Origin of the sequence: Curtobacterium sp. PhB25 (assembly GCF_004365375.1) — a bacterium.
In the GTDB taxonomy this organism is placed as follows: Bacteria; Actinomycetota; Actinomycetes; order Actinomycetales; family Microbacteriaceae; genus Curtobacterium.
Map to the genome: position 1 here is coordinate 208,340 of NZ_SODR01000007.1, position 25,786 is coordinate 234,125.

Consider the following 25,786-nt stretch of genomic DNA (forward strand, 5'->3'; position numbering starts at 1 on the left):
CCGCGCACGGAGCGGGTCTGCCGTGGTGCACACCCGGACTGGAGGCACGGCGTGCGCCCGGCAGTGGGCGCGACCGTCTCAGGTGGTGACGTCCAGGGCCTCGGCGACCAGCGCCTCCAGGACGGTGCGCACCACGGGGCGGACCGCACGGTCGGGGCGGACCAGCGCCTCGATCCGGCGACCCGCACGCACGTCGGCCAGCTCGGCCAGGTGGAACCGGCCGGACGCCCGGGTGCCCGAGGTGTACCGCGGCACGAGCGCGACGCCGTGGCCCGCTGCGACCAGGTTCTCGATGACGGGCAGGTGGATCGTCCGGAAGGCGACGCTCGGCGGGGCGTCCGACGCCGCGGCCATCGCCTGCAGGACCCGGTCGATCGGGTAGCCCTCGGGCACGCCGATCCACGTCTCGCCGACGACCTCGTCGATCCCGACCCGCTCGCGACCGGCGAGCCGGTGCCCCGGCGGCACCGCGACGTCGAGCGGTTCGCGCAGGAGCGGCACGGTCTCCACCGATCCCTGGTCCGCCAGCCGCACCCCGTCCGACCGGTGTCCGACGACGACGTCGTGGTCGGCGGCCAGGGGTGCGAACTCCCCCTCGCTGACGTCCACGTCGACGAGGGTCAGCTCGATACCGGGGTGCGCGCGCATCCTGGTGAGGACTCCGGGCAGCAGCAGTTCGGCCGCCGACGGGAAGATCGCGAGGTCGACGCGGCCCGTCGCGCCACCCAGATGCTCCTGCCACGCGGCGTCGACCCGGGCGATCGCTGTGGCGACGCCGGCGGACAGGCCGGCCAGCACCTCGCCGTCGGCAGTGAGCCGGACGCCGCGTCCGATGCGCTCGACGAGCGGGACGCCCACCTGCCGCTGCAGCGTTTGCAGCTGCTGCGACACCGCGCTGGGCGTGCGGTGCGTGGCCTCGGCGACGGCGGTGACGCTGCCGCGCTCGGCGAGTTCGCGGAGAACGGCGAGCAGCTGCACGTCGAAGTCGACCATGCAGGGAGGCTACAACGTCGGTTGCGAACAATTCGCTGGTCCTACACGTTCGGAGCCGTCACGATCGGAGCATGACCACCCGTGACCGCCTCCTCGCCCTGGTCGTCGCCGTCGTCTGGGGCCTGAACTTCCCCGCGACCGCGCTCGCCCTCGAGCACTTCCCGCCGTTCCTGCTCGCGGCCCTGCGGTTCACGATCCTGGCGATCCCGACGCTGCTGTTCGTGCCGCGGCCGAAGATCCCGTTCGGACGGCTGCTGCTCGTCGGGTTCGGGCTCGGGGTGCTGCAGTTCTCGTTCCTGTACCTGAGCATGGCGTCGGGGATGCCGTCCGGGCTCGCCTCGCTCGTGCTGCAGGCCTCGGCGCCGTTCACCGTGGTGCTCGCCGGGGTGTTCCTGCGCGAACGACTCACCGGGCGACAGGTCATCGGCGTGACGATCGCAGTCGCCGCCCTCGGCCTGATCGCCCTGCACCGCTCGCAGACGGCGGCCCTGCTGCCGGTGGTGCTGGCGCTGTGCGGCGCGCTCGGGTGGGCGATCGGCAACGTCGCGACCCGACGAGCAGGAGCCGCGAACCCGCTGCACCTGACGCTCTGGTGGTCGGTCGTGCCGCCGATCCCGATGGCCGTGCTGTCGCTCGTGGTCGAGGGGCCGGACCGCATCGGCGCCGCACTCGGCACGGCCTTCACCACCGAGGCCCTGCCGGCGGACCTCGGCCTGCTCTACATCGTGCTCGTCGCGACCCTGGTCGGCTACGGGATCTGGTCGCGACTGATGGCGACCTACCCGTCGAGCACGGTCGCCCCGTTCTCGATGCTCGTGCCGGTCGTCGGTGTGCTCGCGTCGTGGGCGGCCTTCGGCGAGGTGCCCGACCTGGTCGAGGTGCTCGCCGGCGCCGTCGTGGTCGGGGCGGTGCTGTGGTCGTCGCGACCGGCGCGCGCGTCGCGACCGGCACGCGCGTCGGGTCCGTCGCACTCGTCGCCTTCCGAGGTCCTGGTGCCGACGCCGATCGACGGGGTCCCGGTGCCGGCGCTCAGCCCCGGTGCTGGCGACGCTCCGCGATGATCCCGGCGAGCGCACCGCGCAGGTGCGGGTACCGGAACTCGTAACCCGCCTGGGTCAACCGGGTCGGCACCACCCACCGGCTCTTGAGCACCAGTTCGGTCTCGGTGCGGATGGCGAAGGAGCCGACCTCGAGCATCCACCGCGGCGTCGGCAGTCCGAACCGGCGGCCTACGGCGTCGCGGATCGTCGCCATCACGGTCCGGTTGTCGGACGGGTTCGGGCTCGACACGTTCACCGGCCCCTCGAGCTCCGGGTGGTCGCGGACGAACCGGATCGTGCCGAGCACGTCGGCGATGTGCACCCAGCTGAACCGCTGTCGGCCGCGGGTCGGTCGGTGGTGGTGGTACGTCCCCGCCCGCAGCCGGGACCGGGTCGGCACCCAGGCGCCGTCGTACTGTGGCCCGCCGAGGCCCGTCTGCGCCAGCCGGAGGAGCGGCACGAGTGCGCTGCCGTCGCCGAACACGATCGCCATCCGGAGTGCCACCCGACGGGTCGACGGCAGGTCCGCGCCGAAGAAGGCGTCCTCCCACGCGCGTGCCACCGAGACCGAGAAGCCCTCTCCGAGCTCGCCGGTCAGTTCGTCCTGTGGGCGGTCGTCGGCGTGCCGGTAGATCGTCGCGGTCGAGGCGTTCAGCCACAGCGGTGGCGGCTGCTCGGCGGTGCGGATGGCCTCGGCGAGCTCGAGCGTGGTGTCCACCCGGGAGCGCGTGATCTCGGCGCGGTTCCGGCGGCCGTACCGGCAGTTGACGCTCTTGCCCGCCATGTTCACGACGAGGGCTGCACCGTCGACGAGCTCGCGGATGCGCAGGGTGTTGCCCCACACCGCGTCACCGGTCCGGCCGACCGTGACGACCTGGTAGCCCTCTTCGGTGAAGGCATCGCGCAGGTACTGCCCCACGAACCCGCTCGCTCCCGCGATCACGACGCGGCCCTTCTGGTCGCTCATCTCATCCCCGTCCTGTGTCCGGCGCGATCTCGTACCGGAACGCCCCCTCGTACCGGTACAGCGTGCCGAGCACCGGTGCCGAGAGCACCAGGGACACGCGCTGCAGGTCCGCTTCGTCATCGAATCGTTCTGTGAGCGTCACACGTGGTGACAGGGCGGCCGGGCGCGGCCCGCTCAGCGGCGACGCGCCAGCGGCGCGCGGGCCGCGCCGAGCGAGCCTGCGAGCCCGGTCACCTCGCGGCCCAGCGCACGGAACGTCACGCGCGTGGAGACCAGGCGCAGGGCGCCCGCGTCCGGCCCGTGCGCGTCGACCTCCGCCCGGAGCCGGGCGCTGACGCGCCCGTGGCGACCGAGGTGGTCGACCAGGCCGTCCGGTTCGGCGGTGATGGCGTCCACCATCGTGCGGCTGCCGGAGCGGAACCGGAAGGTGCGGTGCGCGCGGACAGCGGGGTGAGCCTCCCGTCCGGCACGACCACGACGGACGTGAGCCGGCCGGTTCTCGACCGTGAAGGGGACGTCCCGTTCCCAGACCGGGAACATGACGGCATCGCGGGCGAACCAGGCGAGCAGCGGCCACAGCCACCGGCGCGGTGTGCCGACGACGTCGAACACCCCTTCACCGCGGCCGACGTGGCCCGGCGGGATCGCGCCGAAGTACGCCGACAGCCGCGGGTGCAACCGGGCCAGCACGTCGGATGGTGTGGACAGCTCGTAGGGCGACCGGGTCACGTCCCGATCCTGGCATGTCGTCGGTGCCGATCCCTACGATGTGGCACATGGGTCACGACCACGGAGCAGGGCACTCGCACGGGCACGCGTCCGAGCGCGCGCTGCTCATCGCGTTCTGCATCTCGGCGACGATCCTGCTGGCCGAGGTCGTCGGCGCCGTCGTCACGGGTTCCCTCGCGCTGCTGGTCGATGCCGGGCACATGGTCGTCGACACCGGTGGGCTCGGCATCGGACTCGTCGCGACGCGGCTCGCCCGCCGCAGCCCGACGACGCAGCGCACGTGGGGCTTCCAACGCGCCGAGGTGCTCGGTGCCACCGCCCAGGCGGCGATCCTGCTCGCGGTCGGCGTCTTCGTGATCATCTCCGCGATCCAACGGCTGTTCGTGCCCGCCGAGATCCACTCCGGACCGCTCCTCGTGTTCGGCATCATCGGACTCGTCGGCAACCTGGTGGCCTACGGCGTGCTGCTGCGGGCCTCGGGCGAGGGCTTCACCTCGCGCGCCGCCCGGCTCGAGGTCCTCAACGACACCCTCGGCTCGGTCGCCGTCATCGCCGCCGCGGTCGTGCTCATGCTCACCGGGTGGGAGCGTGCCGACTCGGTCGCTGCGATCCTCATCGGCCTGCTCATCCTGCCGCGGGCGATCCGGCTGTTGCGCGAGACCGCGAACGTGCTGCTCGAGTCCACGCCGCCGGGGCTCGACCTCGACGACGTGCGGGGCCACATCCTCGAGCTCGAGCACGTCATCGCCGTGCACGACCTGCACGCGACCCTGGTGGCGACGGGGGTCCCGAACCTGACCGCCCACGTGGTGGTGGACGACGAGTGCTTCTCGACGGCGCACGCTCCGCGGATCCTCGACGAGCTGCAGCAGTGCGTGGCGGAGCACTTCGACGTGCCCGTGGAGCACTCGACCTTCCAGCTGGAGCCCGCGTCGCACCGGCGGCACGAGCACGAGGTGCACGCGTAGGGGTGCGGGCGCGGGTCCGTCGCTGGTGCGGCGGGCCACACCCGTTCTGCGACGGTGCACGAGTCGATCGACGCGTGTTCTGCCGGAAGGTGCGCACGCATCCGTTGCGTGCGCATATTGCGACCGACCACGAGTCGATCGACGCGTGTTCTGTCGGAAGATGCGCACGCACGCACTCACGCCCGCGACCTCGACCGCGCCCGCGCCCGCGTCAGCAGTCGTCGGTGCGCGTCGGGTACGCGGTGATGACGCGGTCGGTGGTGGCCGAGACGATGACCTTCACGAACGGGTCCGCATCCGGGCGCGACCCGTCGTCGAACCGCACCGGTGCCGCGTAGCAGACCTTGCCGTCGCCGGCGTCGACCGGGAACCCCGCTCGCGGTGCGACCAGCGCCGTCTGAACGGCCGTCAGCATCGCGTCGTCCCAGTCGCGGGAGCCGTGGCCCGCGACGACCCCCTGCCAGTCGGCGGTGTGCCGCTGCCGGATGTGCTCGTAGCCCTGCGCCGACGTGCCGCACTGCAGGGTGACCCGCCCGAGCGCCGCGGTGTCGTACTGGGCGACGGCCGCCTGGGTCGTGGAGTCGCACCGCGCCAGGGTGGTGTCGCCGGGCAGGTCCGGCCCGGTGCGGGTGATCGTGACGGTGCCGTCGCCGGAAGCGGTTGCCGCGTCGCTCGGCGTCCCGGAGCTCGATCCGGTGCCGATGGTCGGGTCGTCCGCGCCCTGCCGCGCCGTCAGGAACAGCCCGCCGGCGAGGAGACCGGCGGCCACCACGGCCGCGATCCCCGTGATCACGGGACGGTTGCGGTTCTGGGGCACGCGCCCAGTATGCCGGGAGTGCGACCCTCACGACGGAACCAGGTTCCGGACCCGACACCGTGCGATCGCGTGGTGCGGTGTCCGGAACCTGGTTCCGGGATGCGACGGGCGGACGGGAGGCCCGCCCCGCGTCAGGCGCGCGCGGCCAGTCGGGTGCCGGCGAGGACGGCCAGGACGGCGACGAGCACCACGTACCCGATCAGGACGGGCAGGGTCGGGATCACCAGGAGCGCCGCCCCGACGGCCACGACCGGCACCGTCAGCCCGGCGTACGCGATGAGGAACGTGGCCGCGAGCACCCCGCCCCGACGCTCGGGACCGACCAGGGCTCCGGCGCTCGCGATGCTGGCCCGGAAGAGCAGCCCGACCCCGGCGCCCGCCACGACGCCACCGCCGATGAAGCCGGCGACCTGCAGCAGGACCGCGGCGACGGCGAGCACCGCCAGACCGCCGACCAGGAGCACCATGCCGAGTCGGATCTGCGTGCGCTGCGTGAGTCGGGCGAACACGATCTGCGAGACGGCACTCGCGGCGAACACCCCGAAGGTCGTCGCACCGGCCGCCAGTCGGTCGGTGACGTGGAAGGTGGTGCCCAGGAACGTCGGGGCGACCGAGGTGAAGAGCCCCTGGACCGCGAGGGCCGCGAACGCTGCGGCACCGGCTGCCCAGAACGCGGCGGCCTTGCCCTCCGGCGCCTGCATGCGCTGCGGGCGGTAGGGCACACGGGTCTCGGGGCGGGCGACGGTCTCCGGCACGACGAGGACGAGCACGAAGGCCACGGTCAGCGCGACGACGAACACGACGTACGGCACCATGAGCGGCGCTCCGACGAACTCGGCGAGCGCACCCCCGACGAGGGCGCCGAGCGACAGCCCGCCGAGGTTCACGGCACCGGCTGCGACGCTCGCGCCCTTCGCCGAGTCGGACGAACCGGTCGCACGGACCCGCAGCTCACCGAGGTGGGCGGTCGCCGTGGCGGTGAGCGTGCCGACGCCGAGGCCGGTCACGAGCCGCGCGACGATCAGGCCGGTGACGTCGTTCCAGACCAGGAACAGCACGGCGGCGACGAGCTCGAGGGCGATCGACACGAGGATCAACGGCTTCCGCCCGTGCACGTCGCTGAGGTGCCCGGCCAGGTACAGGGACCCGACGACCCCGACGCCGTACGCGGCGAAGATGATCGTGGTGGTGAACGTCGGGAAGCCGTCTCGTGCCTGGTAGATGACGTACAGCGGTGCGGGGACGGTCGCGAAGGCCATCACCGACAGGAACGCGAAGGCGACGGCCCAGAAGCCGAAGCCGTGGCGCCGACGGGTGTGCGCACGACGGCCACGGGGGGCCGGGACGCGGTCGCTCGCGGGAGCGCTTGGGGTGGCGGGGAGAGCGCCCGTCGGGGTGTCGGTCACGGTTGACATGCTCCGATGATCGCGCGCGCCGAGCATCGAGTCCAACGGATGCTCTTGATGCCGTCCATCGATCGGATCGATGATGGGGTGATGGAGACCCGCCTGCTCGAACAGTTCGTGACCGTCGCCGCCGAGGGCAGCGTGACCCGCGCGGCCGAACGGCTCTGGGCGGCGCAGTCCACGGTGTCGGCCGGGATCGCCTCGCTCGAGCGGACCTTCGGCGTGCGGCTGTTCGACCGCACCGGACGGCACCTCGTCCTCACGACCGCCGGCGAGGACCTGCTCCCACACGCCCGCGCCGTGCTGGAGTCGCTCGACCGGATGCGCGACCTGGCGACCGTGGACGACGCCGACCTGCGCGGACGGGTGCGGCTCGGCATCTTCACGAGCATGGACATCGTCGACCTGACCGGCGTGCTGCAGCGGTTCCGGCGGCGGCACCCGCTCGTCACCGTGGAGCTCATGACCTCGCCGTCCGGCACGACCGGGCTCGTGCAGGACCTCGTCGCCGGGCGCCTCGACCTCGCGTACACGGGGCTACCGACGGTGCCGGCCGGTGTGGTGGTCGAACCATTGCGCGAGATGCCGTTCCGGGTCTTCACGGCGTCGGACCACCCGTTGGCGAGGCGCGCCTCGGTGTCGCTCGCCGAGCTCGCGGACGAGCCCTTCGTCGACACCGCGCACGGGTTCGGCAACCGGATCATCCTGGACGGCGCACTCGAACGGCTCGGGATCCGGCGGCGGATCGTCGCCGAGATGAACGACATGCCCGCGGTGATCCGGTTCGCTTCGGCGGGGCTGGGGGTCGGGGTCGTGCCGGACTCCGGGGTGCGGCACGACGGCGCGGTCTTCGAGCTCGAGGACGCGGTCGAACCGCTCCGCATCGGCCTGGCGATCCGCACGAGTCCGGAGCCGAACCGTGCCGTCCGGACGCTCGCGCGCGACCTCGTCGCCGCGCGCGTCGTGTGACGCGGCGCCGGTTGGTGGGTCCCACCGACGGACGGGAGGCGCGGGGCGGGTCCGCCACGGGCCTCCCGGCCGTCAGTCCCCCCAGATCGTCGCGATGAGAGCGGGCAGGAGCCCGTCGGTCGGGACGTTGGTCTGCTCGATGGTGATCCAGGTGTCACCTCGGGCGAAGTACGTGTACGCCTTCTCCACGCCGTAGGGCTCCACGATCCCGCGGGACTGGCAGAACGTCCCGCCGTCGCGCTCGGTGCACGTCCCCCCGCCGTCGTGCGCCGGGAACTCGTCGATCTCCTGCTGGATGGCGGCCTCGGTGGCGGTCCCGACCCGGACCTCGATCCCCGAGACGTCCGCGCGCGGGTCACGCCACGTGCAGGAGACCTTCGACTCGACGCCTGCCGGGTCCTGGCCGTCGGGGACCCGATCGGTTCCCGACGGCGGATCGGCCTGCGTCAACGGAGTGTCCCCGAAGAAGCGGCTGTAGTCGGCTGCCGAGACGAGCGCGCGACAGTCCGTCGGTATCGTCGCCACGTCCACCGGGGCGCTCGGGGTCGACGTCGGGGTCGGTGCGCCGGTGATCGGCGCGGAGCTCGGGGTCGTCGCGGTGGGCGAGGGCTCGGGCGCCTGCGTCTGGGTGGGCGCGGCGACCGGGGTGTCCTGCTGGGAGAGCGTCAGGGCGACGGCTCCGGTCGCGGTGCCCACGGCCAGGAGCGCCACGACACCGATGACGATGCCGGATCGGCCACGACCCCGCCTCGCCCGCGGGGTGGCGCGCTCGAGGACGTTCTGCTTCATCGAGACGAGCATGCGCTGCAGGTCGTCTCCCTCGGGAGGTTCAGTGTTCATCGTGCGTCACCACCTTCTTGAGTCGGCGTCGGCTGCGGGAGACCCGCTGCGTGACCGCTCCGACACTGAGTCCGAGCATCTCGGCGGCCTCGGCGTACGAGTACCCCTCGAGCAGGCAGAGCTCGCAGATGCGGCGGTCGGTGGCGGGGAGTGCGGCGATCTCGTCGCGGACCCAGCGCAGGAGGTCACGGGCCTCGTCCTGGTCGGTGGGAGCGGCCAGGTGTTCGGGCAGCTCGTCAGCGCGCCGACGCGCCTGCTTCCGGCCGGTGTTGAAGGCGTGGTTCCGGCAGACGACGAGCAGCCACGGCAACACGGTGTCCGCCGGGAGCTCGAGCGTCACCGCCCGCTGCCAGAGCGTCAGGAACGTGTCCTGCACGATCTCCTCGACGTCGGACCGGTCGTCGACGAGTGCCCAGGCGTACCGGGTGAGCGTGGCGGCGTAGCGGTCGAACACCCGTGCGAGCGCACCGGTGTCCCCCTGCGCGATCGCACGGACGAGTCCTTCGTCCGTGTCGGTGCCGGTCGTCACGTCCACATCCCACCTCCTTCACCCAGAGGTGTCGGCAGGACCCACGATCCTGACAGGACCGTGGCGGAAACGTGATCCCGGGCGTGTCCGGACCGCGGTGCGATCGACCGCGCCCGATGCGGATCAGTGGAAGTCGTCGCCCTCGCCCTCGCCGGGCGCTTTGTGCCCGCCGAGCATGTCGTTGTCGTCCTGGTCGCTGGTCGACGCGAGCTGGAGCATCGCGAGCACGACGACCACCACGATGAACGCGACGCCGAGGAAGATCACGGCCAGCTGCAGTTCCCGCGTCGAGAACAGCACGACGAGCCCGGTGAACACCGCGATGATCGCGGAGATCCCGAGGAGCTCGACCGGGCGCAGACGGTCACGACGGCTGGGGGTGGTCATGCGTGTGGTGCTCCGTCCGGGGCGACGGCCGGCGTGGCCGTGCCCCACTTGTGCGAGAGGCCGGCGATCACGTGGAAGACCGCCGTGATGGCGAGGTAGGCGCCGAGCAGGCCGACCAGGACGATCGAGGCGTCCAGCGTGCCGGTGACCTGCTCCACCCCACCGAGCTGCTGCGAGTAGTCCGGCGGGGTGATGAGGAACGCGATCGCGAGCAGCAGGGTGAGTGCGCCGATCGTGGTCCAGTCCCGCGCGAAGGGGGAACGACGACGAGCCCGCAGCCCTTGTGCCAGCTCGAGGGCCCCGGTGAGCACCGCGAAGGCGACGATGACCGAGATGAACGCCGGCAGCCCGAGACCGTTGCCGGCGAACCCGGCGACCGCGGCGAGCAGGGTGATGACGGCCTGCAGCAACGTGGTGCGGCGGGACCGACCGTCGAGCGGGAGCCGCGCGACGCCCGCCCACAGGAGCACGAGTCCTTCGACCAACGCGAAGCCGGCGAACAGCAGCAGGCCGTAGCCGGCGGCGTGGTTCGTCGAGAAGGTGATGACGAGCGCGACGACCGCGGCGGGCACGGCCCGGAGGATCGGGATCGGCCAGTACCGCGCGCGTTGGGTCGCCTCGTTCACGGTGGTGGCGTCGTCCACGGTGTCGGACACGGGACCTCTTTCAGGCATGCGGATCGTGAGATCGATCCTACCGCCGCGGTGGCAGCCGACCGACCGCCGGGGGTTCCGCAGCACTGAGGATGCTCGAATGCGCGGCCGGGGTGGCGTCGCCCGAGCGACGCCACCCCGGCACCGGATCAGGACCGCCGCTGCTCGTCCGTCACCACCGACTGCCGTCCACGCCGACGAGCGAGCCACCAGCACGTCGAACCGGCCGCGACGACCACCGCGGCGAGCGCGGCGAGCAGCCCGAGGTCGTCGACGCCGGTGTAGGCGAGGGCGCCGCGTGCAGCCTGCGGTCCCGCGTCGGCGACCGGGCCACGGAGATCCCGGTCGCCGGCGCCGTCGCCACCGCTGGGCGCATCGGGCACCGATGCCTCGTCGTCGGGTCCGGGCGCCGGGGACGGGGACGGGCTCGGCGCGGGACCGTCGTCGTCCTGCTCGACGACGATCGCGACCTCGGTCGACGGGTCGCCGCCGTCCGGGTCCGTCGGGGAGGTCGCCGTGGCCACGTTCACCACGTCGGACCCGTCCCCCTGGTACTCCGGGTCGAGGACTGCACGGAGCCGGAAGTCGTGGGTCTCCCCCACGGCGAGCGCCACGTCGGACCGGCAGGTCACCCGCTGCCCCTCGGCCGTGCAGCCGTCGTCGGACCCGACGAAGCGCATCGCCTCGGGCAGGTCGTCCACCGCGCCGATCTGCTGGGCGACCGACGGTCCGCGGTTCCGTGCGGTCACGGTGTACTCCACCTCGTCGCCGGGTTCGACGGTGGACGGCGACACCGTCTTGTCCGTCTCGACGTGGGCGACGACCGGCGGCGTGGTGACGGTCGTGCTCGCCCGCGAGGTGTTGTCGGACTCGTTCGTGTCGGACAACGACGTCGGTGGTGCGATGGTGGCGACGCTCTCGACCGGCCCCTCGACGCCGTCGGCGATCCGCCCCTCGACCGTCACCACCGCCGAACCACCGCGGGGCAGGTCGAGGTCGGTCGCCACGTCGCCCTGCCCGGACGGGGTGGCGCAGCCGGAGCCCTCCGCCGCCTCGCACGTCCAGGAAGCGCCCTCGATCGCGTCCGGGACGTCAACCTGCAGCGGGCTGGGGTCGGCGCCGTTCGGTCCGGGGTTTTGCGCCGTGACGGTGTACCGGACGGGCGCTCCGGCGACGGCGGTGGCGGGCAGGTCGTGCTCGACGGACAGGTCGGCGGGCTTCCACACCCTGAGGGCATCGACCTCGTGGTTGTTCACGTGGCTGCCGGTGGCCCCGGCGAACCCGAGGCGGAGGGTGCTCGGCAGCGGTGCCTGGTCGTCCCCGTGCAGGGGGACCGCGTCGAGCACGGTGCGCATCGTCGAACCGACCTGCAGCCGGACGGTCATCGAGAGCTCGCCGGCGTCCCCCGGCAGCAGGGTGATGCGCACCGTGCGCGGCGTCGACCCGTTCGTCACCGTGCCGCCGGGAGCGGGAGCCCCAGCGACGTACCGGTAGCCCTCGATCCCGTTGCCGGAGCCGCGGACGACGACGTGGTCCGGCTGGGCTCCCGGCCCGGAGGCGTTGATGCGCGACGAGAAGTTGCCGTAGTGGTCGATCGCGATCTCGGCGAAGCCGCCGGGCACCCCCGGCAGGTCGCACAGCCGCCCGCCGCCCTCGGTGGCCTCCTTGCGGCAGGCGTACCCGAGCCCGGCACCGAACGACCCCACGCCCTGCGCCGCCGCACCGTCGGCGAGGTACAGCAGCAGGCCGTCGGCCCCGGGGTCGTCCTTCGCGGTGTGCATCGCGTAGGTGAACTCGATCTCGAGCCCGGTGTCCGAGGGGAACGTGTCGTTCGTCGACCAGGCGCCGGCCTGGTTGCGGACGTCCGCGGTCAGCCGGAGTCGTCCGCCGGAGACCGCGGCGTCACCGTGCAGGGCGCCGCCGGACGCACTGGAGAACTGGTTGACGTAGGGGAAGTCGAGCGTCGCCGCACTCGACCCCGTGGGCAGGATCGTCGGTGCCGCGAGCACGGCGAGCGCGGTCAACGCGGTGCACGCCGCCGCGAGGCGACGGGCCACCCGCGACCGGACCGGACGTGGGACGGATGCTGGAGCAGTGGGTTCTGTCATGCCCCGATCGTCGCGATCCGCGACGTCACCGCACGTCGGCCGCGACCCGACCTGTGGAACGCGGCCCCGGGCCTCCTGGCTGTGGAGGAACGACGACCGGAACCGGTCCGCTCAGGCCAACCACACCGTCGTCTCACCCGGCAGCGTGCCTGCCGCGGAGCCGGGCAGCGAGCCGGGCAGCGGCCCGGACGCGACCACGACGTCTCCCGACGGCATCGGCACCGGCGTCGTGCCGAAGTTCGTGACCGACCGCCACCCGTCATGCCGGGCGAAGGCCACGACGCCGTCGGCGGAGTCCAGCCAGGTGAGCTCCTCACCCTGCTGCAGGCGGCGACGCGCGTCGAGCGCGGCCCGGTACAGCGAAAGCGTCGATGCCGGATCGCCGTCCTCCGCCTCGACCGACGACGCTCCGAAGTCCGCCGGCTGCGGCAGCAGCGGCGCGACGTCGCCGAAGCCGAACGACGGCCCGGAGGTCGTCCACGGGATCGGCACGCGGCAGCCGTCCCGTCCCTTCACGGTGTGTCCCGAGCGGATCCACTTCGGGTCCTGCAGCTGGTCACGCGGGATCGCGGCGGCTTCGTGCAGGCCGAGTTCCTCGCCCTGGTAGACGTACGACGACCCGGGCAGCGCGAGCATCAGCAGGGTCGCGGCGCGGGCACGGCGGAGGCCCCGCTCGCGGTCGAGCTCGGGCGTGGTGCCGTCCGTCAGCAGCCAGGCGTCGGTGTCGGTGTGGTCCGGCAGGCCGTACCGGCTGGCGTGCCGCACGACGTCGTGATTCGACAGCACCCAGGTGCTCGACGCACCGGACTGCTCGGACGCCGCCAGGTTCCGCTCGATGATGCTCCGGAACGCAGCGGATTCGAACGGCGCCTCGAGCAGGTCGAAGTTGAACGCCTGCCCGAGTTCGGTGGGCCGGGCGTACAGGACGCGTCGCGGTGCCGGTGCCCAGGCCTCGGCGACTGCGGCACGGGGCGGGTCGTACTCGTCGAGCACGGTGCGCCAGGACGCGAAGACCTCGTGCACCTCGTCGCGGTCGTACAGCGGGTCGGAGCCGTCGAGCGGCAGCGCGTGCTCGTTCGACGGGCGGTACGGCGTCGACAGGTCCTTCGCCAGGCCGTGTGCGACGTCGACCCGGAACCCGTCGACCCCGCGGTCCGACCAGAAGCGCAGCGTGTCCTCGAAATCCGCACGGACCTCAGGGTTGGACCAGTCCAGGTCCGGCTGCTCGGGCGCGAACAGGTGCAGGTACCACTGGCCGTCGGGGACCCTCGTCCAGGCGCTTCCGCCGAAGTTCGACACCCAGTCGCTCGGCGGCAGTTCCCCGGCGGTGCCGCTTCCGTCGCGGAAGACGTACCGCGCCCGTTCCGGCGAGCCCGGCGCGGATGCGAGCGCCGCCCGGAACCACTCGTGCTCGTCCGAGGTGTGGTTCGGCACGATGTCCACGATCACCCGCAGGTCGTGCTCGTGCGCGGACCGGAGCAGGGCATCCAGGTCCTCGAGCGAGCCGAGTCGTGGATCGACCGCCCGGTAGTCGGCCACGTCGTACCCGCCGTCGGCGAGGGGCGACGGGAAGAACGGCGAGAGCCAGAGGGCGTCGACGCCGAGCGCGGCCAGGTAGGGCACGCGGCTGGTGATGCCCGCGACGTCGCCCAGGCCGTCGGCGTTCGAGTCCGCGAAGCTGCGTGGGTAGACCTGGTAGACGACGGCGTCGCGCCACCAGTCCGGGTTCGTCGTGCGGGGTGTGCTGGCCGGCGTCCGAAGCGTGCTCACGTCGCCACCGTACCCAGCGGTCTGGGAATAGCACGCCGTAGGCTCGGATTGGTTGTCGCAGACACCTTTCCGTCCCAGAACAACGTCTCGAACCAGAAGGATCACCATGACGAACGTCCTCGCACTCGTCGGCAGCCTCCGCGCCGACTCCATCAACCGCAAGCTCGCCGAGGCCGCGGCGCACCACGCGCCGGAGGGCATCGAGGTCACCACGTTCGACGGCATCGTCGACCTGCCGTTCTACAACGAGGACATCGACGGCGACACCCCGCCGGCCGCAGCGGTCGCCTTCCGCGACGCGATCGCCGCCGCGGACGCCGTCCTGCTCGTCACCCCCGAGTACAACGGCACGATCCCGGCCGTGCTGAAGAACGCCCTCGACTGGGCATCGCGTCCGTTCGGCGCCTCGCCGCTGTCCGGCAAGCCTCTCGCCGCCATCGGTTCCGCGTTCGGGCAGTACGGCGGCGTGTGGGCCCACGACGACGCCCGCAAGGTCGCCGGCATCGCCGGCGCGAAGGTCCTCGAGGACGTCAAGGTCGCGATCCCGCAGTCGGTCGTCCGCTTCGCGGAGACGCACCCGCGCGAGGACGCCGAGGTCACCTCGCTCGTCCAGGGCGCGCTCAACGCACTCGCCGACGCCTCGACCGAGCAGGCCGCCGCGTAGCGCGAACGGGTGCGGTCGACCGCACCACAGGACGGACGGGAGGCCCGTGGCGACCCCGCCACGGGCCTCCCGTCCTGCACGCGGGAACGAAGCAGGCGCACCCACAGGAAGTCGCTAGACGGCCTCCATACGAGACGGACTAGCCTGTGGCAATGGCAACGCAGGAGATCACCGAGGCGTCCGGGTACTGGTTCCCCGACGACGACGCGACCCAGCGCGGGGTCGCCGTGCTCAACGCCCTGCGTCGCTACCGGGCCGCCGAGACCGCGATGCGCCGCCGCACCCGCGATTCGATGGGCATGGGCGAGACCGACCTGCTCGCCGTGCGCTTCCTGCTGCAGTCGCAGCGTTCGGGCCGCAGCATCAGCCCGAAGGACCTCGCCGCCTACCTCAAGATCTCGTCGGCCTCGACCACGATCCTGATCGACCGCCTGGTGAAGTCGAACCACGTGCGCCGCGACCCGCACCCCACCGACCGTCGAGCGCTCGTGATCACCCCGACGACCGAGACCGACGACGAGGTCCGCGCGACCCTCGGCATCATGCACCGCCGGATGATGTCGATCGCCGAGGGACTGCCAGCGGACGAGGCGCGCATCGTGGCGTCGTTCCTCGAGCAGATGCGCGGCGCCGTCGACCAGGTCGACCCGGCACCGGCCCACTGACCGGCGCGAACACACCCGGTGTAACGCCCGGGGGACAGTGCGGTTCCGTGCGCACTGAGAGTGGTCTCGGCCGCACCGCGTAGACCGGAAGGGTCACCGACGCGAAAGGAGCCACCACCATGCACGCTTCGGACAAGATGGCCAAGAACCTCCAGGCGGTCCTCGTGGACCTCATCGACCTGCACCTCCAGGGCAAGCAGGCCCACTGGAACATCCTCGGCACGAACTTCCGCGACCTGCACCTGCAGCTCGACGAGATCGTCGACGCCGCACGCGAGTTCGCCGACGACACGGCGGAGCGCATGCGCGCCCTGTACGCCGTGCCGGACGGACGCTCGAGCACGGTCGCTGCGTCGAGCCACCTCGACCAGTTCCCCGAGGGCGAGATCACCACGCACGACGCGATCGACCAGGTGACGCTCCGCCTCTACCAGGCGACCGGCACCATGCGCGACGTCCACGACGAGGTCGACGACGAGGACCCGACGACCGCGGACCTGCTCCACGGCTTCATCGAGCGCCTCGAGCAGCTCGCGTGGATGGTCTCCGCCGAGAACCGCGCGCCGAGCACGCCGCTGGCCTCCGCCACGACGCCTGCCGTCGCCGACGCGTCGGCGCACGCCTAGGGGACCGAGTGGACCTCGGCATCCAGGGCAAGACCGCGCTCGTCTTCGGTGCCGACTCCGGCATCGGCTGGAACACGGCTCGCATCCTCCTGGCGGAGGGTGCGACCGTGGTCGTGAGCGACCTCGACCAGGCGCAGCTCGACAACAGCGCCGACCAGCTCGAGGCACCGCTCGGCAAGCTGCACGCGTTCGCGGCCGACGTCACGAGCGCGGCGAGCCTGGCGGACCTGCACGGCAAGGTGCGGGACGCCGTCGGCGCGATCGACATCCTGGTGCAGTCCTCGGGCGTCACCGGCGCCCAGGGACTGTTCCACGAGATCGACGAGCAGGGTTGGGCCGACACCATCGACGTGGACCTGATGGGTCCTGTCCGCATCACGCGCGAGTTCATCGGCGACCTGCGGCAGGGCGGGTGGGGCCGGATCGTGTACCTCGTGTCCGAGGACGCCTCGCAGCCCTACGACGACGAACTGCCCTACTGCGCCGCGAAGGCCGGGGTCCTGTCGTTCGCGAAGGGCCTGTCGCGCACCTACGCGCAGGAGGGCGTGCTCGTGAACACCGTCAGCCCCGCGTTCATCCACACGCCCATGACGGACGCGATGATGAACAAGCGGGCGAAGGAGACGAACCAGAGCTTCGACGACGCGATCACGAGCTTCCTCGACGAGGAACGTCCGTACATGGAGCTGAAGCGCCGCGGTGAGCCGGAAGAGGTCGCGAACGTCATCGCGTTCCTCTGCTCCGACCTCGCGAGCTTCGTCAACGGCTCCAACTACCGGGTCGACTCCGGCTCGGTCGCCACGATCTGACGCCGGGAGGCACCGTGACCGACTACCGATACCTCATCATCGGCGGCGGGATGGTCGCCGACGCCGCCGCCCGCGGTGTCCGCGAGCTCGACGCCGACGGCACGATCGGCATCCTCAGCGAGGACGTCGACCGCCCCTACGCCCGCCCGGCCCTGTCGAAGAAGCTGTGGACCGACCCGGACTTCAGCTGGGACGAGAAGGTCGACCTGCACACCGAGGAGACCGGGGCGTCGTTCGTCCTCGGCACCGCGGTGACGGGGATCGACCGTGCATCGAAGACCGTGACCACGGCCGACGGCCAGACCCACGGCTACGAGCGGCTGCTCATCGCGACCGGCGGCAAGCCCCGCGGGCTGCCGGGCCTCGAGCCCTCCGACCGGGTGCTCGACTACCGCAGCGCCGACGACTACCGGAAGCTCCGCGAGCTCGCCGACGCCGGGGCGCACGTGGTCGTCGTCGGTGGCGGCTACATCGGCCAGGAGATCACCGCGGGGGTCGTGCAGAACGGCGCCCGCGTCACCCTGGTCGACCCCGACGACATCGTGGGCGGCCGGATGTTCCCGGACGACCTCGCGCGCGCGTTCCAACAGCGCTTCGTCGACGCCGGCGTGGACCTCCGACTCGGACGCCGGGTCGAGTCCGGCACGCAGACGGCCGACGGGGTCACGCTCACGCTCGACGACGGCTCCGTGCTCGAAGCAGACGCCGTGGTCGCCGGACTCGGCATCGAGCCCGCCACCCAGCTCGCCGCCGACGCCGGTCTGACCGTGCGCGACGGCATCGTGGTCTCGTCGACGCTGCTCACCGACGACGACTCGGTCTTCGCGGCCGGCGACGTCGCCGAGTACCCGGACCGGATCCTCGGGACCCGCCGGGTCGAGCACGTCGACAACGCGCAGCAGCAGGGTCGACAGGCCGGCCGGAACCTCGCCGACGCCGACGAGACCTACGACCACACGCCGATGTTCTACTCCGACGTCTTCGACATGGGGTACGAAGCGGTGGGGCAGGTCTCCACGAAGCTCCGCACCGTCGAGGACTGGCAGGACCCGACCGTCACCGGCGTCGTCTACTACCTGGACGACGACGACACGGTGCGCGGCGTGCTGCTCTGGAACGTGTGGGACAAGACCGACGAGGCCCGCAAGGTCCTCGCCGAGGCGAACTCCCTGACGTCGGACATGCTGCCGGGCCGCATCACGGCCTGACCGGCGCACGGGTCGCCCTGGACGCGACCGACGGGAGGCCCGGTGCCGGTTCTCGGAACCGGCACCGGGCCTCCTGTGCGTCGCGTGCAGTGCCCGGTGTCAGCGGTTCGGGTCGGCCTCGGGTGCGACGGCGTCGACGACCGCTCTGCGGTCGGCGGGGTCGACCGGCAGGTCGTCCCCGTCGGCCATCGCGACCGCGTGGGCGGACTTCGCCGCCTCGAGCGTCTCGTCGTCGTTCTTCGCCATGCCGACGAGTTCGACGAAGCGCGACTTCACGAGCATCCACGCCTCGCTCGGACTCAGGCGCGACAGGTCGGACGCCGTCGAGTCGTCGCGCACCCGCTGCAGCGAACCGACCCCGCGGTCCGGCAGCCGGTGGTCGACGTGCGCGACCGCCAGCTGCGCGACCGCGTCGGCCTGGGCGTGCATCACGGAGTGGGCGCCGTCGACGACCTCGCGCAGCACCGCGTAGGGGAACACCCGGGCGAGCCGGCGGATCCAGTCCCTCGGGACCATCGCATCGTGCTCGCCGCGGACGATGAGGGTGCGCGCCCGCACGTGGGCCGCGCGCTCCTCGATCGGGAACGCGATCATCCGGGGCAGCACCTTCGAGAACCAGTGCCATCCGCACAGCGCGTACGCCGTGATGCCGTGCCACCGGACCGCCGAAGGCTCGTGCAGGGTCGACCGCAGGAACCGGAACGCGGACTGGCGAACCGTGCGCGCGTGCGAGTCGACGACCGGGCTGATGAGCACGAGGTCCGAGATCTCCGGGTGACGCGCCGCGACCTCGGTCACGACCTGGGTGCCCATCGAGTGGCCGACCAGGACCGGGTCGACCAGGCCGAGGTCGTCGATGACCTTCTCGACGGCGTCGGCGTACCGCTCGATCGAGACCTTTCCGCGGAACCGGGGAACGCCCGCGAAGCCGGGCAGGTCGAGGGCGTGCACCGGGCCGTTCTCGTTGAGGTGCGGGGCGAGCCGCTCGTAGTAGGTGGCCGCGATGCCGAGGCCGGCGACGAGCAGGAAGGCGCGCTCCCCCGGCTCGCCGATCGAACTCACGCGGACGTACGTGCCGTCGACCGCGACCCGGTCCACCTCGACGGTGACGTCGGCGTCCTCGGCCTCCGCGAGTTCGCCGGCCGGGTCCGGGGTGGCTGCCGTGCGCTCGTCGTTCACGTGGGTCTCCTCGGGTCGGGCGAGCGCCCACGATACCCGCGGACACCGCCGCAGCGTGCGCTCCCGCCCGGTCAGCCGCTGAAGGTGTTCGCGGGGAACCCGTGCACCCGCGTCGGCACCGCCAGGATCGCCCCCGAGGACGGGTGCTGCTCGAGCTGTTCCTCGGTGAGGTTCTCCCGTGCCGAGGCGACGAACAGCGTCGACATGTCGGGGCCGCCGAAGGCCACCGACGTCACGTTCGGGGTGGGCAGCTCCACGGTCTCGAGGTGCGACCCATCGGGGCCGTACCGCTCCACCCGGCCGCCGCCGTAGACCGCACTCCACGAGCAGCCCTCGTCATCGCGGACCAGGCCGTCGTGGGCGTGGCCGACGACGAAGGGTTCGAGCTCGCCGAGTTCGCCGTCCGGACCGTACGACCCACGGTAGATCGTCGACACACTCGTGTCGGTGACGTACATCACGGTGCCGTCGTCCGACCACTCGAAGCCGTTCGTCACGCCGAAGCCGCCACGGAGCAGTCGCGTCGTGCCGTCCGCCTCGACCGAGTACAGCGCCCCGTCCGGCTCGCCCGTCGTCAGGTTCATGCTGCCGACCAGGAACCGGCCGAACGGGTCGCACTTGCCCTCGTTGAACCGGAGCCCGGCCGTGGCGTGCTCGACGCGGGTGAGTTCACGCTCGACCACCCCGTGCTCGTCCGTCACGACGACGGTGTCCCCGAGCGCTGCGACGAAGCCACCGGAGGCCCGCGGCTGGAAGCTCGCGAGCGGCGGCGGGAGCGGGACCGTCGACACCACGGTGCCGTCGGACTGCGCGGTGACGAGGGTGCCGAGGGTGATGTCGGTCCAGCGGAGGAGCTGCGCCGACGGGTCCCACACGATGCTCTCGGCGAGGACCGCCCGGGCGTCGGAGAAGACGGTCACGGGCCCGGTCGTCGCGCTGGTGCTCATCGGACCGGTCTACCGGCGCCGGCTCCGTGCTCCCTCAGCCGGGCGCGCTGCCCACCAGTTCACGCGCTGGGCGACACCTCACGGGACCGCGGGCGCGTGGAGTGTCGCCTGGCACGAAAGTCCGCAGGCCCCGCTTCGATCAGAGGCGGGCGTACCGCGCGCGGAAGAAGCTGTAGACGCCGAAGGCGAGGAACCCGATGCCGATCGCGACCAGGACGAACACGCCACCGGGCATCGAGCGCACGGCGTCGAACGCCGCGTCGAGGCCCGTCGCCTGCTCCGGGTCGCTCCGCAGTCCGGCCACACCGATGAGCACACCGACGATGACCACGGCGATGCCCTTGCCGACGTACCCGACGACCCCGAGCACCGTGACCACCCGGTCGAGCGTCCCGGACGGTCGGGTGATCTGCTTCCGGAACGTCCGCCGACACCCGATGACCACGAGCCCGATGCCGACCGCGACCGCGATCGCGCCGGCGAGGAGCAGCACGAACACCCCGCCGGGCGTCGCGAGGGTCTTCGCTGCGGCACTCTGCGACGAGCTGCTGGAACTCGACCCGGCGCCGAGGGCGTACGACGCCGACGAGTACGCGATGATGCCGTAGACCACGGCCTTCGCGACGTCCTTCGCCCGGGCGAGCCACCCACGCGTGCTGTCCGACCGGCCGCCGACGACGGCCTCGACGATCAGCCGCACGGTGAGTGCTGCCGTGCCGATCGCGATCAGCCAGAGCAGGAAGACCCCGCCCGGCACGGCAGCGATCTGCTGCAGTGCTCCGGACTGGTCCGTCTCACCGCCGGAGGACGCGTTGCCGATGCCGAGCAGGATCGCGAGGTACCCGATCAGCAGGTGGACGATGCCGCTGCCGACGAAGCCGGCGCGAGCGGTCAGCTCGAACCAGCGGCTGTCCGCCGCTCGTCGGACCTGTCGTCCGGTCTCCCGTGCTGCGTGCTCTGCTGTGTCGCTCATCCGGTCAAGCGTGCCCGACGCGGGCCGGTCTGTCCGGGCCGCGCCGGGCAGTGGACGCGGACCGACGTCGGACGGGCGGCGCGGGGGCGGGCTGCACCCGCGCCTCCCGTCAGTCGCCCTTCACGTTGACGACCTGCCGCAGCGTGTGCCGGATCGACACGAGGTCCGACGCATCCGCCATGACCTGGTCGATCGGCTTGTACGCGCCCGGGATCTCGTCGAGGAACGCGTCGGTGTCGCGGTACTCGATGCCGACCATCGCCTCCCGCAGCTGGTCGTGGGTGAAGGTCCGCCGTGCCGCGCTCCGCGAGAACAGCCGGCCGGCTCCGTGCGGCGACGACTCGAGCGACGGCTTGTTGCCGAGGCCCTCGACGACGTACGACGCCGTGCCCATCGACCCGGGGATCAGGCCGGCCTGACCTGCCGTCGCCTGGATCGCACCCTTGCGGGACACCCACACGGACTTCCCCCAGTGCGTCTCGCGCTGCGTGAAGTTGTGGTGGCAGTTGATCCGCTCCTGCTCGTCGACGGGGGTACCGACGACCTCGGACAGCTGCCGCACGACGCGGTCCATCATCTCCTCGCGGTTGAGCAGGGCGAAGTGCTGTGCCCACCGCAGCTCGGCGATGTACCGGTCGAACTCCGGCGTGCCCTCGACCAGGTAGGCGAGGTCGGGGTCCGCCAGCTGGATCCACCAGCGCTCCATCAGCCGCTTGGCGACCGTGATGTGCCGCTGCGCGATCTTGTTGCCGACGCCCCGCGATCCGGAGTGCAGGAAGAGCCAGACCCGGTCCTGCTCGTCGAGGGAGACCTCGATGAAGTGGTTCCCGGAGCCGAGCGTGCCGAGCTGGTTGCGCCAGCCGCCGTGCGCCTGTGCGGGGTCGAACCCGGCGGCGTCGGCCATCGCCTCGAGCTCGGCGATCCGCGGCGCGGCGGTCGCGACGATCTTGCGGTTCGACGCGCCGGCCGACAGCGGGATCGCGCGCTCGATCTGCTCGCGCAGCTCCTGCAGGTCGTCGGGCAGGTCGGCCTCGGTGAACTGGGTCCGGACCGCGATCATGCCGCAGCCGATGTCGACGCCGACGGCAGCCGGCATGACCGCGCCGAGGGTCGGGATGACGGAACCGACGGTGGCGCCGAGGCCGAGGTGGGCGTCCGGCATCAGGGCCAGGTGCGGGAACACGAACGGCATGCGTGCGGTCGTGCGGGCCTGCTGCTCGGTGTTGTCCTCGAGCATCGAGGCCCAACTCAGCAGTCGGTCGTTGATCTTCTTCATTGCTTCGTCTCGCTTTCAGGACGGTCGTCTGGACGGTCGTCTGGACGGTCTTCGATGACGGTCCGGGACGGTGTCCGGCCTGCGCTCCGGGCGACGTCGAGCGCGACGTGGCGAGGATGAGCAGGACGACGAACGCCCCGGGCCGGGTGGGCACGGGGCGTCGTGGGACGTTCCGTGCCTACGCGGGATAGCGGAGGGACCACTGCCGCTGCGGTTCGGGCAGCACGGCGGTCGCGTCGAGCTGGAGCTCGACGCGTTCCTCGTTGTGCTGCACGGCGCGCATGCGCGGTCCTTCCGGTGTGCCCGGGACGGGCGTTCCTGCCGGCGGCGTTGGTGCCGCTGGCGTTCCTGCCGGCGGCGTTGGTGCCGCTGGCGTTCCTGCCGTTGGGCAGGAGAGCGACAGTAGTGCGACACGCCCGGGATGCGCAACTCACCCGGGTGTGTCGCGTTTCGTCCGCGGCCGGGCGCGGCCCGCTCAGCGGCGACGCGAAGCGTTGCGCGGGCCGCGCCGACCGAGCCTGCGAGGGAGGGCGTCCCGCGTCCTCCACAGCGGGGTACGTCCGCCTGATGGTCGCGCCTCGGGCGCGGGCAGTCTGGGTGCATGACGGAGCGCACCGAAGACACCCTCGACGCGGTCGACACCCACGCACGCACCGACGGCTACGCCCCGCTCCGCACCTACGGAGCGATCGGCGATGGTCGGACCGTCGCGCTCATCGCCCGCGACGGGCAGATCGACTGGCTGCCGATCCCCTCGATGGACTCACCGCCCGTGTTCGCGGAGATCCTCGACGCCGAACACGGCGGCCACGTGGCGCTCCGCCCGGTGGACCGATCGGCCGAGGTCACCCGCGAGTACCTGCCCGGCACCAACGTGCTCGTCACCACGTGGACGACACCGTCCGGGCGGGCGACGGTGACGGACGCGATGGTCACCGGTGTCGCCGGCCGCCTGCCGTGGGCCGAGGTCGCGCGCTGCGTCCAAGGGGTCAACGGGTCCGTGGAGTTCGAGTGGGCCGTGGTGCCCGGCACCCTGCTGAACACCGCTGAACCGAAGCGCCTCGACACCGCGAACGGTGCCGTCATCGGCATCGACGGCATCACGATCGCGATCGTCGAGCAGGGGTTCGACCCGGTGCACGACGACGGCCCGCGCTTCTCCGGTCGGTTCACCACCGGCGACGGATCGAAGCACATCCTGACCATCGTCGGCACGCACGACGAGCCGATCTTCATGCCGCGGCCGGAGAGCGCACTCGCCGCGATGGACCGCACGATCGACAACTGGGCGACCTGGTCGAAGGAGTTCTCCTACGACGGCCCCTGGGCCGAAGCGGTGCAGCGCAGCGCCCTCGCCCTGAAGCTGCTCATCTTCTCGCCGACCGGAGCGATCGCGGCGGCGCCGACCACGAGCCTGCCCGAGGACCGGACCGGCGGCAAGAACTGGGACTACCGGTTCGCCTGGGTGCGCGACCTGTCGTACACCGTGCACGCCCTGACCCGGTTCGGCCTGCGCGAGGAGACCCACGCGGCGGTGTCGTGGGTGATGCGCACCATCGCCGAGCACGACGAGGGCATGCCGATCTTCTACGAGCTCGACGGTACGAAGAGCGACGACGTCGAGGAGCGCGACGTCCCCGGGTGGAACGGCATCGGCCCGGTCACGGTGGGCAACCGCGCCGGCGACCAGCTGCAGCTCGGGGTCTGGGGTGACGTCTTCGAGATCCTGCGTCAGTACGTGAACGCCGGCAACGTCCTGGACCGGAAGACCGCGGCCGTCTTGCAACAACTCGCCGACGACGCCTGCCACCGGTGGGAGGAACCGGACTCCGGCATGTGGGAGCTCGAGGACACCCAGCACTACGTCACGAGCAAGATCGGCTGCTGGCAGGCCCTCGACGCCGCAGTGGACCTCCACGACGCCGGCATGATCGACGGGCCGCGCGCCAAGTGGGTCGAGAACCGCGAACTGATCACGCAGTGGGTCGCGGAACACGGCTGGGACGAGGAACGCGGTCACTACGTGATGTACCCGGGCTCGGACGCGCTCGACACGTCGATCCTGCTGCACGCGATGAGCTCCTTCGACCGCGGTCCACGCATGGCGTCGACCATCCGGGCGATCGAGGAGCAGCTGCAGCGCGGACCGCTGGTGTACCGCTACTCGGGCATCGAGGACGAGGAGTCGCCCTTCGTCGCGTGCTCGTTCTGGCTCGCTGCCGCGATGGCCTGCACGGGCCGGATCGACGACGCACGGACCCTGATGGACGAGATGGTCGGCCAGGCGAACGACGTCGGGCTGTTCAGCGAGATGATCAGCGAGGACGGCTCGTTCATGGGCAACCTCCCCCAGGGGCTGTCGCACCTGGCGCTCATCCAGGCAGCGCTGACCATCGAGGAACTGACTGGCGAGGACGACCACTCGGAGTGATCATGGAGGGGTCATGAACGACGTCGATGCACGGATGGACCGGCTCCGCAGGGCCGCTCGCTACCGTTACCAGCAGCAGGTCGACAGTGAGATCGAGCGGGGGTCGCTCGATCCGGACGAGGTGCGTGAGGAACGCCGGCTGCTGAAGGCGGCCGACGTCGCCGCCCACGCTCGGGCGCAGATCGAGGAGGCCGAGCGCCGCGGCGTCTTCGAGGGCAATCCGTACCACGGCAAGCCCCTGCCCGGGAACGACGGGCAGCACGACCCGGACTGGTGGATCCGCTCGAAGATCGAACGCGAGGACATCCGCGGCATCGCTCCGCCTGCCCTCGCACTCCGCACCGAGGACGCGGAACTCGACGATGCCCTCGACGCACTGTCGACGGAGGCCGACGTGCGCGATGTCCTGGTGGACTTCAACGCCCGGGTGAAGGAAGCCCGACGTCAGCTGCTCGGTGGGCCGCCGGTCGTGACGCCGCTGCGGGACGTCGACGGCGAGTTGGTCGCGTGGCATGCCCGCCGGGAGGCCCGACTCGCGTCCGCCGCGGCGGCTGCGGCTGCCCTGACGGCCGCGTCTGACGACCGTCGCCGCCGGTGGTGGCGCCGGCGTCACTGAACGTGGTGAAGGGCCGTCCCGGTTGCCCGGGGCGGCCCTTCACGAGTGGTGCGGTGGTGCGTGTGGTGCGGGGTGTTACTTGATCTGTGCGGTGATGGTGGCGGTGCCGACGAGCAGGCCACGCTTGACGGCGTCGGTGCCGAAGGTCTTGTTCAGCAGGCCGGCGGCGTCTTCGGAGACGTGGACGGTGGTGCCGGTCAGGATGGCGTTGTCGCC

Annotated in this window: 26 protein-coding genes; 10 read left to right on the plus strand and 16 right to left on the minus strand. The window is 71.9% G+C overall.

The genetic code is table 11. The features are described from left to right. Nucleotides 1-78: 78 nt before the first annotated feature. Nucleotides 79-993, minus strand: a complete 915-nt coding sequence (locus tag EDF51_RS14795) for a LysR family transcriptional regulator (RefSeq protein WP_131881940.1) — start codon at nt 991-993, stop codon at nt 79-81. Nucleotides 994-1,064: 71 nt separating this feature from the next. On the opposite strand from EDF51_RS14795, the gene EDF51_RS14800 reads away from it, so the two are divergent. Then, nucleotides 1,065-2,054, plus strand: a complete 990-nt coding sequence (locus EDF51_RS14800) for an EamA family transporter (RefSeq protein ID WP_131881938.1) — start codon at nt 1,065-1,067, stop codon at nt 2,052-2,054. Here the strand turns inward: EDF51_RS14800 and EDF51_RS14805 are convergent. Genes EDF51_RS14805 through EDF51_RS20340 form a run of 3 tightly spaced genes read right to left on the minus strand, consistent with a single transcriptional unit; the run spans nt 2,023 to nt 3,729 of the window. Further along, nucleotides 2,023-3,000, minus strand: a complete 978-nt coding sequence (locus EDF51_RS14805; protein ID WP_131881936.1) for a DUF1731 domain-containing protein — start codon at nt 2,998-3,000, stop codon at nt 2,023-2,025. The two genes, EDF51_RS14800 and EDF51_RS14805, sit on opposite strands and share 32 nt — an antisense overlap. Nucleotide 3,001: 1 nt before the next feature. Beyond that, complete coding sequence (locus EDF51_RS20335) at nt 3,002-3,178, minus strand: DUF4166 domain-containing protein (protein ID WP_131881948.1); 177 nt, start codon at nt 3,176-3,178, stop codon at nt 3,002-3,004. Continuing rightward, on the minus strand, nt 3,175-3,729 hold the full coding sequence (locus EDF51_RS20340; RefSeq protein ID WP_131881934.1) for a DUF4166 domain-containing protein: 555 nt from the start codon (nt 3,727-3,729) through the stop codon (nt 3,175-3,177). Before EDF51_RS20340 ends, EDF51_RS20335 begins: the two co-directional genes overlap by 4 nt. Before the next feature lie 47 nt (nt 3,730-3,776). On the opposite strand from EDF51_RS20340, the gene EDF51_RS14815 reads away from it, so the two are divergent. Continuing rightward, entirely contained in the window at nt 3,777-4,697 is a 921-nt protein-coding gene (locus EDF51_RS14815) for a cation diffusion facilitator family transporter (RefSeq protein ID WP_111086907.1), read from the plus strand. Between the two features lie 211 nt (nt 4,698-4,908). Here the strand turns inward: EDF51_RS14815 and EDF51_RS14820 are convergent, their stop codons facing one another. Both EDF51_RS14820 and EDF51_RS14825 read right to left on the minus strand, forming a co-directional pair. Then, nucleotides 4,909-5,514: a hypothetical protein gene (locus tag EDF51_RS14820; RefSeq protein WP_134195464.1), complete on the minus strand. Its 606-nt coding sequence runs from the start codon at nt 5,512-5,514 to the stop codon at nt 4,909-4,911. A gap of 131 nt (nt 5,515-5,645) precedes the next feature. Then, nucleotides 5,646-6,929: an MFS transporter gene (locus tag EDF51_RS14825; protein WP_134195466.1), complete on the minus strand. Its 1,284-nt coding sequence runs from the start codon at nt 6,927-6,929 to the stop codon at nt 5,646-5,648. An 81-nt stretch (nt 6,930-7,010) separates the two neighbouring features. Here EDF51_RS14825 and EDF51_RS14830 point away from each other — a divergent pair, with 81 nt between their 5' ends. Then, nucleotides 7,011-7,889: a LysR family transcriptional regulator gene (locus EDF51_RS14830; protein ID WP_166673567.1), complete on the plus strand. Its 879-nt coding sequence runs from the start codon at nt 7,011-7,013 to the stop codon at nt 7,887-7,889. Between the two features lie 72 nt (nt 7,890-7,961). Here EDF51_RS14830 and EDF51_RS14835 read toward each other — a convergent pair whose 3' ends face one another. From EDF51_RS14835 to EDF51_RS14860, 6 genes are all read right to left on the minus strand, one after another. Then, nucleotides 7,962-8,729, minus strand: coding sequence for a hypothetical protein (locus tag EDF51_RS14835; RefSeq protein WP_134195470.1), 768 nt, complete (start codon nt 8,727-8,729; stop codon nt 7,962-7,964). Further along, complete coding sequence (locus EDF51_RS14840; RefSeq protein WP_111086929.1) at nt 8,719-9,258, minus strand: sigma-70 family RNA polymerase sigma factor; 540 nt, start codon at nt 9,256-9,258, stop codon at nt 8,719-8,721. Before EDF51_RS14840 ends, EDF51_RS14835 begins: the two co-directional genes overlap by 11 nt. Before the next feature lie 123 nt (nt 9,259-9,381). Further along, nucleotides 9,382-9,645: a hypothetical protein gene (locus EDF51_RS14845; RefSeq protein WP_123310696.1), complete on the minus strand. Its 264-nt coding sequence runs from the start codon at nt 9,643-9,645 to the stop codon at nt 9,382-9,384. Then, a complete protein-coding gene (locus EDF51_RS14850; protein WP_123293438.1) occupies nt 9,642-10,301 on the minus strand; it encodes a DUF308 domain-containing protein in 660 nt (219 codons plus the stop codon). The genes EDF51_RS14845 and EDF51_RS14850 overlap by 4 nt, the downstream gene beginning before the upstream one ends. Nucleotides 10,302-10,447: 146 nt before the next feature. Further along, nucleotides 10,448-12,406 carry a DUF11 domain-containing protein gene (locus EDF51_RS14855; RefSeq protein WP_134195472.1) on the minus strand — a complete coding sequence of 653 codons (1,959 nt, stop codon included), beginning with the start codon at nt 12,404-12,406 and terminating at the stop codon, nt 10,448-10,450. Between the two features lie 111 nt (nt 12,407-12,517). Beyond that, a complete protein-coding gene (locus EDF51_RS14860; protein ID WP_134195474.1) occupies nt 12,518-14,176 on the minus strand; it encodes a glycoside hydrolase family 13 protein in 1,659 nt (552 codons plus the stop codon). 106 nt (nt 14,177-14,282) lie between these two features. On the opposite strand from EDF51_RS14860, the gene EDF51_RS14865 reads away from it, so the two are divergent. The 5 genes from EDF51_RS14865 to EDF51_RS14885 all read left to right on the plus strand — a co-directional run bounded on the left by EDF51_RS14865 (nt 14,283) and on the right by EDF51_RS14885 (nt 18,148). Next, the gene (locus EDF51_RS14865) at nt 14,283-14,840 is read left to right on the plus strand and encodes an NAD(P)H-dependent oxidoreductase (RefSeq protein ID WP_111086916.1); all 558 of its coding nucleotides are present in this window, start codon (nt 14,283-14,285) and stop codon (nt 14,838-14,840) included. Nucleotides 14,841-14,992: 152 nt separating this feature from the next. Next, a complete protein-coding gene (locus EDF51_RS14870; protein WP_123339939.1) occupies nt 14,993-15,505 on the plus strand; it encodes a MarR family transcriptional regulator in 513 nt (170 codons plus the stop codon). 119 nt (nt 15,506-15,624) lie between these two features. After that, nucleotides 15,625-16,131, plus strand: coding sequence for a DNA starvation/stationary phase protection protein (locus EDF51_RS14875; RefSeq protein WP_123293434.1), 507 nt, complete (start codon nt 15,625-15,627; stop codon nt 16,129-16,131). 8 nt (nt 16,132-16,139) lie between these two features. Continuing rightward, nucleotides 16,140-16,940 carry an SDR family oxidoreductase gene (locus EDF51_RS14880; RefSeq protein ID WP_111086919.1) on the plus strand — a complete coding sequence of 267 codons (801 nt, stop codon included), beginning with the start codon at nt 16,140-16,142 and terminating at the stop codon, nt 16,938-16,940. A 14-nt stretch (nt 16,941-16,954) separates the two neighbouring features. Next, entirely contained in the window at nt 16,955-18,148 is a 1,194-nt protein-coding gene (locus EDF51_RS14885) for an FAD-dependent oxidoreductase (RefSeq protein WP_123293433.1), read from the plus strand. A 99-nt stretch (nt 18,149-18,247) separates the two neighbouring features. On the opposite strand, the gene EDF51_RS14890 is transcribed toward EDF51_RS14885, so the two are convergent. The 4 genes from EDF51_RS14890 to EDF51_RS14905 form a co-directional block, all read right to left on the minus strand. Further along, nucleotides 18,248-19,327, minus strand: coding sequence for an alpha/beta fold hydrolase (locus EDF51_RS14890; protein ID WP_166673568.1), 1,080 nt, complete (start codon nt 19,325-19,327; stop codon nt 18,248-18,250). A gap of 71 nt (nt 19,328-19,398) precedes the next feature. Next, the gene (locus EDF51_RS14895; RefSeq protein ID WP_134195478.1) at nt 19,399-20,274 is read right to left on the minus strand and encodes an SMP-30/gluconolactonase/LRE family protein; all 876 of its coding nucleotides are present in this window, start codon (nt 20,272-20,274) and stop codon (nt 19,399-19,401) included. Nucleotides 20,275-20,413: 139 nt separating this feature from the next. Next, nucleotides 20,414-21,247 carry a DUF1206 domain-containing protein gene (locus tag EDF51_RS14900; protein ID WP_123293429.1) on the minus strand — a complete coding sequence of 278 codons (834 nt, stop codon included), beginning with the start codon at nt 21,245-21,247 and terminating at the stop codon, nt 20,414-20,416. A 109-nt stretch (nt 21,248-21,356) separates the two neighbouring features. Beyond that, nucleotides 21,357-22,523, minus strand: a complete 1,167-nt coding sequence (locus EDF51_RS14905; protein WP_131881909.1) for an RtcB family protein — start codon at nt 22,521-22,523, stop codon at nt 21,357-21,359. 601 nt (nt 22,524-23,124) lie between these two features. On the opposite strand from EDF51_RS14905, the gene EDF51_RS14910 reads away from it, so the two are divergent. Together EDF51_RS14910 and EDF51_RS14915 are read left to right on the plus strand one after the other, a co-directional pair. Beyond that, nucleotides 23,125-24,954 carry a glycoside hydrolase family 15 protein gene (locus EDF51_RS14910; RefSeq protein ID WP_131881907.1) on the plus strand — a complete coding sequence of 610 codons (1,830 nt, stop codon included), beginning with the start codon at nt 23,125-23,127 and terminating at the stop codon, nt 24,952-24,954. A 13-nt stretch (nt 24,955-24,967) separates the two neighbouring features. Further along, nucleotides 24,968-25,570, plus strand: a complete 603-nt coding sequence (locus EDF51_RS14915) for a DUF1992 domain-containing protein (protein WP_131881905.1) — start codon at nt 24,968-24,970, stop codon at nt 25,568-25,570. The last annotated feature ends 216 nt before the right edge of the window (nt 25,571-25,786 follow it).